Source organism: Caulobacter sp. Root487D2Y (assembly GCF_001427165.1).
Classification (GTDB): Bacteria; Pseudomonadota; Alphaproteobacteria; order Caulobacterales; family Caulobacteraceae; genus Caulobacter.
Genome location: NZ_LMFD01000012.1, coordinates 219,780 through 231,430, shown reverse-complemented (window position 1 = coordinate 231,430; position 11,651 = coordinate 219,780). Strand labels below are relative to the sequence as shown.

Below are 11,651 nucleotides of genomic sequence, written 5' to 3'. Positions count from 1 at the left end.
GGCGCGTTCCCTAGACGGTTTCAGCCCGACGGAGCTTCGCGATGACCTGGCGACCCCTGACCATCCTGCTGGCTTCGCTGAGCCTGCTGGCCTGTTCCAGCCCCGGTTCAGCCCCGGCGCAGTCGACGCCGCCGACCAACGCCCGCGCCCCGGTGGCCGAGGGCGGCATGTGCGGCGGGTTCGCCGGCTTCCAATGCGCCGAAGGGCTGAGCTGCCAGATGCAGCCGGGCCAGTGCCGAACGGTGGCCGACGCCTCTGGCGTCTGCCGCAAGCCGCCGCAGATGTGCACGATGATTTACGCCCCGGTCTGCGGCTGCGACGGCAAGACCTACTCCAGCGCCTGCACCGCCGCCGCCAAGGGCGTCAGCGTCGCGGCTCAGGGGGAATGCAAGGCCTAGGGCAGGCGGCTGAGCTTGGGCTTGTAGGACCAGGTCTCGACCTCGACGCCCTTGACCAAGACTGCCGCGCGGGCCTGGTCCGGGCTCGCGCCATAGGCCGCCGCCATCAGTCCCGCCAGGTCGGCGGGGCGGGCGGCAAGGTCGGCCCAGGCGCGGCGCGGGACCAGCACCAGGTAGCTGCCGAGATCGCCGCCGCCCGCCAGGCGGTACCAGGTCCAGCCGAGGGCGCCCTTGCCGGTCCGGCCGGCCTGGGCCGCGGCGAGCAGGGCGGCCTCGAAGGCCGTGACGTCACCGGGGGCGACGCGCGGGCTGTAGACGTCGAGCACCGGGCTGGGCTGGCGCTCCTCCAGGCTGCGGACCGTGCTGGGCTCGGGCCACAGCACATGGGCCGAATAGGCGCGCGCCTTGGCGTAGGGCAGGACGCGGGCCTCCATGTCGGCGCCGTCGCCGGCGGGATCGGGCCTGCGGTCCATGGCCGCGAACGGGACGCCGAAGGTCCCGTCGACGAACAGGCCGGTGCGCGGACCGCTGGTCACGTACCAGCCGAACCAGGGCAGGGCGTCGGCGTGGGCGGCGTGCCATTGCAGGTGCGCGGCGTAGCCGGCCTCGAAGGCGTCCTGCTTGCCGCGATCGACGTCGTAGGTGAACAGGAAGGCCGCCTGTTCAGCCGCCTTCGCGGAAGATTGAGCGTGGGCCTGGCCGCTTGCCAGACCCGCCGCCAGGGCGGCCGCCAGCATCACGTGTTTCCAGATCATCGGCGCCTCCGTCATGAAGTTGCAGACCTAGCGCCGAACGCGGTTCGGCAATATTTCAAACGGAACGGCCCTTCGTTCTGGATTTCGAAACGATGCGACATGTCGATCTGCGACGGGCGGCGGTGTTCCATGCGGTGGCGGCGGCCGGCGGCATCGCCGCGGCCAGTCCGCGCCTGGGCAAGTCGCCGCCGGCCATCCACCATGACCTCAAGGCCTTCGAACGCGAGATGGGCCGGCCGCTGTTCGAGAAGGTGGGACGAGGCCTGCGGCTGACCGCCGCCGGCCAGGCGTTGTTCGAAACCGTCGGCCGGGCCCTGGACGACGTTGAACGAACCCGCGAGCGGCTGAGCCGGGCCGATCCGGCCCTACGTCCGCTGCGCCTGGCCGTGGTCTCGGCCTTCGGGCGCTACCGCCTGGCGCCCCGGCTCTATGCCCGCCTGCCGGCCGATCGCCCGATCGAGCTGGTGTTCGGCTCGCACGAGACGGTGCTGTCGGCCGTGTCGACCGGCGCCGTCGACCTGGGCGTCACCTATCGGCCGGTCACCGCCGCGCCGGTGCAGTCGACGCCGGTCGCGCTGGAGGAGCTGGTGCTGGCCGCGCCAATGGGAATGGACCTCCCGCAGGATCTCGCCGCCCTCTCGCGCACCGCCTTCGCCACCTATGACGAGTACGAGTTCGTGTTCGGCCATTGGTTCGAGACGGTGTTCGGCGCCCAGCCGGACGCCTTGCGGCGCCTGGACCACGCCGGCGAGATCGAGGAGGCGATGGAGAGCTGCGCCGCCGGCCGCGGCGCGATCATCGCGCCGCTCGACCTGGTCCGGTCGGCGTGTTGGCGCGACCGCGTGCGGATCGTCCGGCCGGTGGGGCGGCCGCCTTGCTTCAACCCCCTGCACCTGCTGGGGCTTGGCGCGGCGCTGGCTTCGCCTGATGCTGACACGATCCGGTCCATGCTCGCCGAGACTGGCGAGGGGGAGGAACCATGACGCTTTCCAACGCTATCGAACGGCGCGCGCTGCTGGCCGGCGGTCTGGCCCTGGCGGCCGTCGCCGCGCCGTCCCTGACCCAGGCCAAGGAGGACAAGACGATGTACGGACTGATCGGCCAGATGAAGGCCGCGCCCGGCAAGCGGGACGAACTGGCGGCCATCCTGGCCGAGAGCACCGAGGGCATGCCCGGCTGCCTCAGCTACATCGTCGCCAAGGACGCGACCGACGCCGACGCCCTGTGGATCACCGAGGTCTGGACCGACAAGGACAGCCACGCCGCCTCGCTGAAACTGCCCGCCGTCCAGGCCGCCATCGCCAAGGCGCGGCCGATCATCACCGGCTTCGGCCACCGGTTCGAGACCACGCCGATCGGCGGCGTCGGCCTGGCCGAGGCCTGAAAGAAAAAGGCCCGCGGATCGCTCCGCGGGCCTCGTCCTTCATCCTAAGCCCCAAGGGGTTCAGGTCTTTCGCTTAGCACTTGTAGTACATGTCGAATTCGACCGGGTGCGGGTGCAGGGTCAGACGCATAACCTCTTCCATCTTCAGCTCGATGTAGCTGTCGATGAAGTCGTCATCCATCACGCCGCCGGCCTTCAGGAAGGCGCGGTCCTTGTCGAGGTTCTCGAGAGCCTCGCGGAGCGAACCGCAGACTTCCGGGATCTTCTTCTGCTCGCGGGGCGGCAGGTCGTACAGGTTCTTGTCGGCGGCCGCGCCCGGATCGATCTTGTTGTTGATGCCGTCGAGGCCCGCCATCAGCAGGGCGACGAAGGTCAGGTACGGGTTGCCCATCGGATCGGGGAAGCGCGCCTCGATGCGCTTGGCCTTCGGCGAGTCGACGTGCGGGATGCGGATCGAGGCCGAGCGGTTGCGCGACGAGTAGGCCAGCTTCACCGGGGCTTCGTAGCCGGGCACCAGGCGCTTGTACGAGTTCGTCGTGGAGTTCGAGAACGCGTTGATCGCCTTGGCGTGCTTGATGATGCCGCCGATGTACCACAGGCACATGTCCGACAGGCCGGCGTACTTGTCGCCGGCGAACAGCGGCTTGCCGTCCTGCCAGATCGACTGGTGCACGTGCATGCCCGAGCCGTTGTCGCCGAACATCGGCTTGGCCATGAAGGTGGCCGTCTTTCCGTAGGCGTGGGCCACGTTGTGGATCACGTACTTGTAGAGCTGCATCCGGTCGGCCATCACGACCATGGTGTCGAACTTCAGGCCGAGCTCGTGCTGGGCGGGCGCCACTTCGTGGTGGTGCTTTTCCGGTTTCATGCCCAGCTCGCCCATCACGGCCAGCATTTCGCCGCGCAGGTCCTGAGCCGAGTCGATCGGGTTGACGGGGAAGTAGCCGCCCTTCGGACCCGGGCGGTGGCCCATGTTGCCTTCCGGATATTCCTTGGCCGAGTTGCCCGGCAGTTCGACGGAGTCGAAGGAGTAGCCGGTGTTGTTCGAGGCCGTGCTCCAGCGCACGTCGTCGAAGATGAAGAACTCGGCTTCCGGGCCGAAGAACACGGTGTCGCCGATGCCCGACGACTTGACGTAGGCCAGGGCGTTCTTGGCGATCGAGCGCGGGTCGCGGTTATAGGGGGTGCCCGTGTCGGGGTTCACCACGTCGCAGAACAGCGCCAGGGTGGTCTGCTGGTAGAACGGATCGATGATCGCGCTGTCCAGGTCCGGACGCAGCTTCATGTCCGACTCGTTGATGGCCTTCCAGCCGGCGATCGACGAGCCGTCGAACATGGTGCCGTCGTTGAGGAAGTCGTCATCGACCAGGTCGATGTCGAACGTGACGTGCTGCAGCTTGCCGCGCACGTCGGTGAAACGAACGTCGACGTACTTGACGTCCTTTTCCTTGATCAGATCCAGGATTTGCTTGGCGGTGCTCATCGTTATCCCCTTTGAGCGTTAAGCGGTTTCGGTCCGGGCCTAGACGGCGGCCGGGCCGGTTTCTCCGGTGCGGATGCGGACGACTTCCGTGATTTCGGACACGAAAATCTTGCCGTCGCCGATGCGGCCCGTGCGGGCGGCGTTGGTGATGGCTTCGAGCGCGGGTTCCAACTGGCTGTCTTCGACCACGACTTCGACTTTGATCTTGGGGAGAAAGTCGACGACGTACTCGGCGCCGCGATAGAGCTCGGTATGGCCCTTCTGGCGGCCATAGCCCTTGGCCTCCAGCACGGTCATGCCCTGCACGCCCATGTCCTGAAGCGCCTCTTTGACCTCATCGAGCTTGAACGGCTTGATGATGGCTTCGATCTTTTTCATCAGACTTCTTTCACGCCCATACGGCGCGGGCGCCGCTGACTGAGCGGCACGGAGCACGCCGGCCCGTCGGCTCACAAGCATGCTGATACGCTTTATGGGGCGAGTTCTGTCGAGTTTGGCTCATTGATGATTATTTGTGCACGTAAAGCCTGAAAGTTGGTCATCGCGCGTTTGGGCGGCCAAACCGTCCCGGGGACATCGATTGTCGCCCAAGGATCGCCGAAACGACGGTTTCAGCGGCGGAGAACCGGACCGAACGCGGGTGGTCCGTGATGGGATGGCGTTGCGATCGCTTCGGCAAGATGGCCAAAAATGCGTCGTCGATTCGAAAACTGCTGAAGATTGCGGCGAAATCCAAAGCGGACGAGGCGATTGAGGCGGGGTCGGTTTTTGCGCGTTCGCACGTTCCTATGGCGAAGCGCGCCCGGGCTGGCGCCGGAAGCGTTAGAACAAGACCCGGCGTCACGGGCGCCGCCGGGAAGATATTGCGAAGACGACACCCGCGAGGAGGGGGAAGCGATGAGCCGCATTCATATGATCCGCCATGGCCGTCCCGCCTCGACCTGGGGCGATGCGGATCATGATCCGGGCCTTGACCCCGTCGGCCTCGAACAGGCGCGGACCGTGGCGCGCGTCTTGTTGGCCTTGCCCGAGAGCGAGCGGCCGGACCGGGTGGTCAGTTCGCCCCTGCGGCGCTGCCGGGAAACCGCCCAGCCGCTGGCCGACGCCCTGGGCGTGACGGTCGAGATCGATCCGCGGGTCGGCGAGATCCCGACTCCGGCCGCCCTCGACGCCGAAGCGCGCCCGGGCTGGCTTCGCCAGGCCTTCCAGGGCCGGTGGAGCGATATCCCGGGCGATCTCGACTACGCGGCCTGGACCCGGCGGGTCGCGCAGGGCGTGGCCTCGCATCCCGGCGCGGCGGTGTTCAGCCATTTCGTGGCTCTGAACGCGGCGGTGTCGGTGGCGACCGGCGGCGAAACGGTGGCGGCGTTCCGGCCCGACCATGTTTCGGTGACGGTCTTCGACCTGGTCGACGGCGACTTGATCCTGATCAACAAAGGCCAAGAGGCTTCCACCCAGGTTCTCTAGCCAGGTTTCTTTAGAAGAGGAGCGGCCGTGCCGCGCGAGATCATGACCGTCGCCGAGATGACCGCGGCGGACCGCGCGGCCGCCGAGGCGGGCGCTCCGACGACCGTGCTGATGGAGCGGGCCGGCCGCGCCGTGGCCGAGGTCATCCGCGAGCGGTATGGGCGTTGCCCCACCGTGGTCTGGTGCGGTCCGGGCGACAACGGCGGCGACGGCTATGTGATCGCCCGGCACCTGCGGCGTCGCGGTTGGCCCGTGCGGGTCGAGGCGCTGGGCCCGCCCGCCAGCCCGGCGGCGCAATGGGCGGCCGCCCGCTGGAAGGGCGAGACCGGTCCGCTGGTCTCGCAACCCGGCTCGGCGTCGCTGTATGTGGATTGCCTGTTCGGGGCTGGCCTGTCTCGGCCGCTCGAAGGCGAGGCCGACCGCCTGGCGCGGGTCATGCCCGGCGCGGCGCGGATCGTCGCCGTCGACGTGCCCAGCGGGATTGTCGGCGACACGGGACGCCCGCTCGGCGAGCGGGCCTTGCAGGCGCAGCTGACGGTCACCTTCCATCGCCGCAAGCCGGCCCATGTGCTGGCGCGCGGCCGCGCCGCCTGCGGCGAGGTGGTGGTGGTCGATATCGGCCTGGAGGAGACGGGGCAGGGGCGACTGTTCGAGAACGAGCCCGGCCTTTGGGCCGAGCGCTTCCCTTGGCCGGCGGTCGACGCCCACAAGCACGCCCGGGGGCGGCTGATGACGGTCAGCGGCGAGGCCTGGAACACCGGAGCGGCCCGGCTGGCGGCGCGGGGGGGCTTGCGCATCGGGGCCGGGGTGGTGACCGTGCTGTCGCCGCCCCACGCCCTGGCCGTCAACGCCGCCCATCTGGAGGCGGTGATGCTGGCGCCGTTCGAGAGCGAGTACGACCTGCAGACCCGCGCCGCCAAGGCGGACGCGGTGGTGATCGGACCGGCGGCGGGCGTGGGGGAGGCGACGATGCGGCACGTCTTCGCCCTGGCCCGCAACGGCGCGGCCCTGGTCGTCGACGCCGACGCCCTGACCAGCTTCGCCGAGGATCCCGCCGCCCTGTTCTCGGCGCTCGACCGCGACGACGTGCTGACCCCGCATCCCGGCGAGTTCGAACGGATCTTCCCCGGGCTGCTGGCCGCCTCGCCCGAACGCATCGCGGCGACGCGGGAGGCGGCGCGACGGGCAGGGGCGGTGGTGCTGTTGAAGGGTTCGGACACGGTGGTCGCCGCGCCCGACGGGCGGGCCGCGGTCAGCCTGAACGGCGCGCCCTGGCTGGCGACGGCCGGATCGGGCGACGTGCTGGCCGGATTCATCGGCGGCCTGATCGCCCAGGGCATGGAAAGTTTCGAAGCGGCCTGCGCCGGGGTCTGGATCCACGCCGAAGCGGGCGCGGCCCACGGGCCCGGTCTGATCGCCGAGGATCTGCCGGACCTGGCGCCCTCGGTGTTGGGCGCGCTGTGGAAGGCTCGCCCTTAGCCGCCGCGCCTAGTGGTGGCGGTGTTTTCGGACCAGGACGACCTGGGTGGGAACGCCTTTGTCGAACAAGGTGTGGCTGATGGCTAGGGCTGTCTGGAACGTTCGTTCCTCGACGGTGTCGGTGAAAAGGACCTGGGCGCCGTGTCTGACGGTCCAGCCCTTCTCGTCTTCGACGACTTCAATGGTTTCCATGGCGCGCGCTCACTGAACGGACTCAGAGGCAAACCCCGTCCGAGGTCAGATCGTTCCGCACCAATTTGTAGGGAGAAACACCGGCCCGGGCGTCAGTCGGGGGGGCATGGCCCGGGCCGGCGTAAATCCGGGGCGTTGTTCAACAGCCGCGGACATCAGCATAACCGGTCGAGGGAAAATTTGTTCCGGCGGACGGGAAGAAATATTCGCCCCGCTCGCGAACGGGCCCCCGGCGGGTCGGGACAAGGCCGGTTCGCCTGGCGACTTGCCAAGCCGGCCAGGCATGTCTAACCCGCTCCGGCGCATCGTGCGGATGTGGCGAAACTGGTAGACGCACCAGATTTAGGTTCTGGCGCCGAGAGGCGTGGAGGTTCGAGTCCTCTCATCCGCACCACTTCGCCGGGCTTTTGCCTGGCGAAGCGCGCCGCTTATCGGGACTTCCGTCCGATGAGTGCACCAATGCCCTTGGATGGTCGCCAAACGCGTGACATAAGGGCGCTCTTTCGCCGCCCCGGTGACGTGGGCGGCTTTGATGTTTTGACCCCTGGGGCGGACGACGGGCGCGAACGCCCGAAGAGCCGAGAAGCTAAGAATGTCGATGCAGATCGTTGAAAAGTCGGGCGAAGGCCTCAGCCGCGTTTATGGCGTGACGGTGCCCGCGAGTGAACTCGCCACGCGTCTCGAAGCCCGGATCGCCGAGGTCGCGCCCCAGATGAACGTCAAGGGCTTTCGCCCTGGCAAGGTGCCGAAGGCCCACGTTCGCCGCCTGTATGGCAAGGCCCTGATGGGTGAAGTCATCGAGGCGACGCTGAACGAAGGCGCCCAGAAGGTGCTGGACGACAACAAGCTGCGCCCGGCCGGCCAGCCCGACCTGAAGCCCTCGTCGGACATGGAAAAGGTCATCGCCGGCGGTGAAGACCTGGCCTTCGAACTGGCCGTGGAAGTGATGCCGGAATTCGAGCCGATCGACCCCGCGTCGATCGAGCTGACCAAGCCGGTCTACAAGGTCTCGGACGCCGAAGTCGGCGAGGCCCTGGCCGATCTGGCCAAGCAGGCCCGCACCTATGAGCCGCGCAAGGGCAAGTCCCTGAAGGCCAAGGACGGCGACCAACTGCTGATCGACTTCGTCGGCACCATCGACGGCGTGGCCTTCGACGGCGGCACCGCCACCGACGCCGAGCTGACCCTGGGTTCGGGCCAGTTCATCCCGGGCTTCGAAGCCCAGCTGGTCGGCGCCAAGCCGGACGACGTCGTCACCGTGAAGGTCAACTTCCCCGACGACTATCAAGCCGCCAACCTGGCCGGCAAGGCCGCCGAGTTCGCCACCACCGTCAAGGAAGTGCGCGCCCCGGTCGACGCCGAGCCCGACGACGAGCTGGCCAAGCGCCTGGGTCTGTCGGACCTGCAGGCCCTGAAGGACCTGCTGAAGTCGAACCTGGAAGGCCGCTACAGCAATTCGTCGCGCTTCAAGCTCAAGCGCGCCCTGCTGGACATCCTCGACACCAAGCACGACTTCGCCCTGCCGCCGCGCATGGTCGACGCCGAGTTCGCCGGCATCTGGCAGCAGGTCCAGGCCGACAAGACCCAAGGCGGCCTGCCGCCCGAGGACGAAGGCAAGACCGAAGACCAGCTGAAGGACGAGTACCGCAAGATCGCCGAGCGCCGCGTGCGTCTGGGCCTGGTGCTCGCCGAGATCGGCCGCAAGAACGACGTGGCCGTCACCGAGCAGGAACTGGCCGACGCCATGATGCGCGAAGCTCGCCAATACGGCGCGCAAGCCCAGCAGGTGTTCGACATGTACCGCCAGCGCGCCGACCTTCAGGCCGCCCTGCGCGCCCCGATCTACGAGGACAAGGTCGTCGACCTGATCTTCGGCAAGGCCAAGATCGACGAGAAGGAAGTGTCCAAGGAAGAGCTGATGGAAGAAGACGATCTTCCGGAAGGCTACGGCGGCTAAGGCTTCCGTCGTCCGACATGAACAGGGCGTGGTCCGCGAGGGCCGCGCCCTTTTTCATGGCCCGAGCTTCGGCCCGGCTCCTTGCAACCTGTTAAGCGCCACGCGATATGCGTTGGCGACGGCGCGCGGGGGCTGATTCGCGTTCGCGCCGCCCAGACATGAAAGAAAAGGGCGATCCCTATGTATGATCCGATGGCGACGGCGATGAACCTCGTGCCGATGGTGGTCGAACAGACCAGCCGCGGCGAGCGGGCGTTCGACATCTTCTCCCGTCTGTTGAAAGAGCGGATCATCTTCCTGACCGGCCCCGTCGAAGACGGGATGGCCAGCCTGATCTGCGCCCAGCTGCTCTTCCTGGAGTCCGAGAACCCCAAGAAGGAAATCGCCATGTACATCAACTCGCCCGGCGGCGTGGTGACGGCCGGCCTGGCGATCTACGACACCATGCAATACATCAAGAGCCCGGTTTCGACGGTGTGCATGGGCATGGCGGCCTCGATGGGTTCGCTGCTGCTGCAAGCCGGCGCTCCGGGCCAGCGTATCGCCCTGCCGAACGCCCGCATCATGGTCCACCAGCCGTCGGGCGGCTTCCGCGGCCAGGCCTCGGACATCGAGCGCCACGCCGAGGACATCATCAAGACCAAGCGCCGCTTGAACGAGATCTACGTCAAGCACACCGGCCGCACGTATGAGGAAGTCGAAAAAACCCTCGACCGCGACCACTTCATGAGCGCCGAGGAAGCCAAGGCCTGGGGCCTGATCGACCACATCAACGAAAGCCGCGACGCTTCGGACGACAAGGCCTAAGGGCTGCGTCTTCGCTGAGTTCAAGCCGTCGGCCGAGAGGTCGGCGGCTTTTTCGTGATCGCGGCTTGCGCGATGGCCAGAGCTCGAAGGGCGTCAGCGTTTGGCGGGCGGGATCGAAAGTCCCGGGCGGCAAGGCTTGAGGTTGGCCAAGGCGGAAGCCCGCGCCTTGGCGTAGAGCGCTTGGACCTTGGATGCGGGCGGGTACTGCACGTTGCCCTCGGCCAGGACTCGTCCGCCCGCGCTCAGGCGGCGCACGGTCACCGGCGTGCTTTCGGCGATGGCGGCTTGCAGCGGGGCAATCCCGGCAGGCGGAACAATTCCCGATAGATAACCCTCGTTGCGAGCCGGATCGCCCCAGCGCCGTTCCGGCTTGGATGTAAATCGTGGGCCTGTCCACGGCCCTTCGCCGATGCGCCAGGTGAGGCGTTCGGGCTCGGCCGCTGTTGGATCGGGCAACGCCATGTGCCACGTGATCTTTGGGATGTTCGGAGGCCCCAGGCCGGTCTCGGCGGGGTCGTAGTAGACGCCCATCGAAACGGTTCTGTCGGCGCTGAATGCTTCGGTTGCTATGTCGGTGACAACAGCCGGGCCAGAGGATCGCTGTTGGGCCGTGACGAAAACCTCGGTGTTGGCGCTCGTCGCCGTCGCCGAACCACACAGGGCCGCTCGCGCGGTCGCCGTCGCCGGGAAGGCCAGCAGCGCCGCCGCGATGACTTTTCCCAATGCCATCCGTTCTTCCCCCAAATTATCCAAGCCGACTGGAGCACGTCGTGCGCACGCTGACCAAGAACCAGTTCTATCCGTTTATCTGTCGGCGGGGCGTCAAAGCCGCACCATGGACGGATGTCCTCCAGCGGAGATCAGCCCGGCTTGCCCCGGAAGATCCGGTAGCCCTTCTCGTGGGCGATCGCCAGCATCTCGCGGTCGCCGGAGGTGTCGCCGTAGGCGGCGGCCAGCGACAAATCGTCGCCGAAGATCTCCTTCAGGCGGATCACCTTCTCCGCGCCCCGGCAGTTGGCGCCCAGCAGGGGCCCCAGCACCTTGTCGTCGGCGCCGATCATCAGCTTCGAGCCGATCAGGACGTCGGCGCCCAGGCCGCGGGCGAACGGCGCGACCACGACGTCGGGCGAGGCGGTGACGATCACCAGCTTGGCGCCCTTGGCCCGCCAGCGCCGCCAGACGGCCAGGGCGTCGGGGCGGAACAGCTTGGGGGCCTCGGATTGGGCGAAGGCGCGCGCCTCGCGCTCCAACTGCTCCAGAGGCACGCCGCGCAGGAACTCGCGGACGGCGGCGGCCTTGATCTTGCCGCGGTTGCGATCGAACACATAGCCGACGGCGGCGGGGAACAGGCGCACCATGCCCATGAAATGCCGCGCGGGGCTGACCCGCCACTTCAGGAAGGCCGTGAAGCTGTCGCGAACCGTCAGCGTGCCGTCGAAATCGAAGGCGACCAGGGGCGGCCCCTCGTGCATGTCCCCGGTCATCGGGGTCGAGGCCGACAGGCCCTTAGCCATCAGTGAACGTTTCGCCATTCGTCTCCGCGCACGCGCGCCCCGCAACCGAGCCCGTCTTGCACCACGATTCCGCTTTCACCGCTAAGCTCTTCGCGGATTTCGAAGTGCGCGCGCAGGGCCGTCCGGCGGAGCGAACCGCCTCCGGCTTGCGTTGAGGGTCTGGAACGCCATCTTAGAGAAGAATTCCATGAAACCGTATGCGTCATCCACGAACT

The 11,651-nt window shown here is 67.7% G+C and carries 13 protein-coding genes and 1 tRNA gene; 8 read left to right on the top strand and 6 right to left on the bottom strand.

Annotation, left to right across the window (positions count from 1 at the left end):
* The first annotated feature begins 41 nt into the window (after positions 1–41).
* Positions 42–398, top strand: a complete 357-nt coding sequence (locus ASD38_RS18365; protein WP_056446564.1) for a Kazal-type serine protease inhibitor family protein — start codon at positions 42–44, stop codon at positions 396–398.
* Here the strand turns inward: ASD38_RS18365 and ASD38_RS18360 are convergent.
* Positions 395–1,153 carry a hypothetical protein gene (locus ASD38_RS18360; RefSeq protein WP_156390772.1) on the bottom strand — a complete coding sequence of 253 codons (759 nt, stop codon included), beginning with the start codon at positions 1,151–1,153 and terminating at the stop codon, positions 395–397. The genes ASD38_RS18365 and ASD38_RS18360 overlap by 4 nt on opposite strands.
* Positions 1,154–1,245: 92 nt before the next feature.
* On the opposite strand from ASD38_RS18360, the gene ASD38_RS18355 reads away from it, so the two are divergent.
* Together ASD38_RS18355 and ASD38_RS18350 are read left to right on the top strand one after the other, a co-directional pair.
* The gene (locus ASD38_RS18355) at positions 1,246–2,136 is read left to right on the top strand and encodes a LysR family transcriptional regulator (protein WP_056462215.1); all 891 of its coding nucleotides are present in this window, start codon (positions 1,246–1,248) and stop codon (positions 2,134–2,136) included.
* Positions 2,133–2,537 carry a putative quinol monooxygenase gene (locus tag ASD38_RS18350; RefSeq protein ID WP_056462213.1) on the top strand — a complete coding sequence of 135 codons (405 nt, stop codon included), beginning with the start codon at positions 2,133–2,135 and terminating at the stop codon, positions 2,535–2,537. Before ASD38_RS18355 ends, ASD38_RS18350 begins: the two co-directional genes overlap by 4 nt.
* A 73-nt stretch (positions 2,538–2,610) precedes the next feature.
* Here the strand turns inward: ASD38_RS18350 and glnA are convergent, their stop codons facing one another.
* Both glnA and ASD38_RS18340 read right to left on the bottom strand, forming a co-directional pair.
* The gene (gene glnA, locus ASD38_RS18345) at positions 2,611–4,020 is read right to left on the bottom strand and encodes a type I glutamate--ammonia ligase (protein WP_056446578.1); all 1,410 of its coding nucleotides are present in this window, start codon (positions 4,018–4,020) and stop codon (positions 2,611–2,613) included.
* A 39-nt stretch (positions 4,021–4,059) separates the two neighbouring features.
* Complete coding sequence (locus ASD38_RS18340) at positions 4,060–4,398, bottom strand: P-II family nitrogen regulator (RefSeq protein ID WP_012286880.1); 339 nt, start codon at positions 4,396–4,398, stop codon at positions 4,060–4,062.
* A 519-nt stretch (positions 4,399–4,917) separates the two neighbouring features.
* On the opposite strand from ASD38_RS18340, the gene ASD38_RS18335 reads away from it, so the two are divergent.
* Together ASD38_RS18335 and ASD38_RS18330 are read left to right on the top strand one after the other, a co-directional pair.
* Positions 4,918–5,487, top strand: coding sequence for a histidine phosphatase family protein (locus ASD38_RS18335; RefSeq protein ID WP_056462210.1), 570 nt, complete (start codon positions 4,918–4,920; stop codon positions 5,485–5,487).
* A gap of 27 nt (positions 5,488–5,514) precedes the next feature.
* Entirely contained in the window at positions 5,515–6,966 is a 1,452-nt protein-coding gene (locus ASD38_RS18330) for a bifunctional ADP-dependent NAD(P)H-hydrate dehydratase/NAD(P)H-hydrate epimerase (RefSeq protein ID WP_056462207.1), read from the top strand.
* A 9-nt stretch (positions 6,967–6,975) separates the two neighbouring features.
* Here the strand turns inward: ASD38_RS18330 and ASD38_RS18325 are convergent, their stop codons facing one another.
* A complete protein-coding gene (locus ASD38_RS18325; RefSeq protein WP_056446584.1) occupies positions 6,976–7,158 on the bottom strand; it encodes a hypothetical protein in 183 nt (60 codons plus the stop codon).
* A gap of 309 nt (positions 7,159–7,467) precedes the next feature.
* Between ASD38_RS18325 and ASD38_RS18320 the strand changes: the two genes are divergently transcribed.
* From ASD38_RS18320 to ASD38_RS18310, 3 genes are all read left to right on the top strand, one after another.
* Positions 7,468–7,552 (top strand) — tRNA-Leu (locus tag ASD38_RS18320).
* 204 nt (positions 7,553–7,756) lie between these two features.
* Positions 7,757–9,115 (top strand): trigger factor, encoded by a 1,359-nt coding sequence (gene tig / locus ASD38_RS18315; RefSeq protein ID WP_268761029.1) that lies wholly within the window; start codon positions 7,757–7,759, stop codon positions 9,113–9,115.
* A gap of 180 nt (positions 9,116–9,295) precedes the next feature.
* Entirely contained in the window at positions 9,296–9,922 is a 627-nt protein-coding gene (locus tag ASD38_RS18310; protein WP_056446590.1) for an ATP-dependent Clp protease proteolytic subunit, read from the top strand.
* A gap of 93 nt (positions 9,923–10,015) precedes the next feature.
* Here ASD38_RS18310 and ASD38_RS24015 read toward each other — a convergent pair whose 3' ends face one another.
* Positions 10,016–10,651 (bottom strand): hypothetical protein, encoded by a 636-nt coding sequence (locus ASD38_RS24015; protein WP_162252146.1) that lies wholly within the window; start codon positions 10,649–10,651, stop codon positions 10,016–10,018.
* A 131-nt stretch (positions 10,652–10,782) separates the two neighbouring features.
* On the bottom strand, positions 10,783–11,454 hold the full coding sequence (locus tag ASD38_RS18305; RefSeq protein WP_056446593.1) for an HAD-IB family hydrolase: 672 nt from the start codon (positions 11,452–11,454) through the stop codon (positions 10,783–10,785).
* Positions 11,455–11,651: the final 197 nt, after the last annotated feature.

Coding starts and splice junctions, on each gene's coding strand:
- ASD38_RS18365 (WP_056446564.1), top strand. CDS start 42: ATGACCTGGCGACCCCTGACCATCCTGCTGGCTTCGCTGAGCCTGCTG.
- ASD38_RS18360 (WP_156390772.1), bottom strand. CDS start 1,153: ATGATCTGGAAACACGTGATGCTGGCGGCCGCCCTGGCGGCGGGTCTG.
- ASD38_RS18355 (WP_056462215.1), top strand. CDS start 1,246: ATGCGACATGTCGATCTGCGACGGGCGGCGGTGTTCCATGCGGTGGCG.
- ASD38_RS18350 (WP_056462213.1), top strand. CDS start 2,133: ATGACGCTTTCCAACGCTATCGAACGGCGCGCGCTGCTGGCCGGCGGT.
- glnA (WP_056446578.1), bottom strand. CDS start 4,020: ATGAGCACCGCCAAGCAAATCCTGGATCTGATCAAGGAAAAGGACGTC.
- ASD38_RS18340 (WP_012286880.1), bottom strand. CDS start 4,398: ATGAAAAAGATCGAAGCCATCATCAAGCCGTTCAAGCTCGATGAGGTC.
- ASD38_RS18335 (WP_056462210.1), top strand. CDS start 4,918: ATGAGCCGCATTCATATGATCCGCCATGGCCGTCCCGCCTCGACCTGG.
- ASD38_RS18325 (WP_056446584.1), bottom strand. CDS start 7,158: ATGGAAACCATTGAAGTCGTCGAAGACGAGAAGGGCTGGACCGTCAGA.
- tig (WP_268761029.1), top strand. CDS start 7,757: ATGCAGATCGTTGAAAAGTCGGGCGAAGGCCTCAGCCGCGTTTATGGC.
- ASD38_RS18310 (WP_056446590.1), top strand. CDS start 9,296: ATGTATGATCCGATGGCGACGGCGATGAACCTCGTGCCGATGGTGGTC.
- ASD38_RS24015 (WP_162252146.1), bottom strand. CDS start 10,651: ATGGCATTGGGAAAAGTCATCGCGGCGGCGCTGCTGGCCTTCCCGGCG.
- ASD38_RS18305 (WP_056446593.1), bottom strand. CDS start 11,454: ATGGCGAAACGTTCACTGATGGCTAAGGGCCTGTCGGCCTCGACCCCG.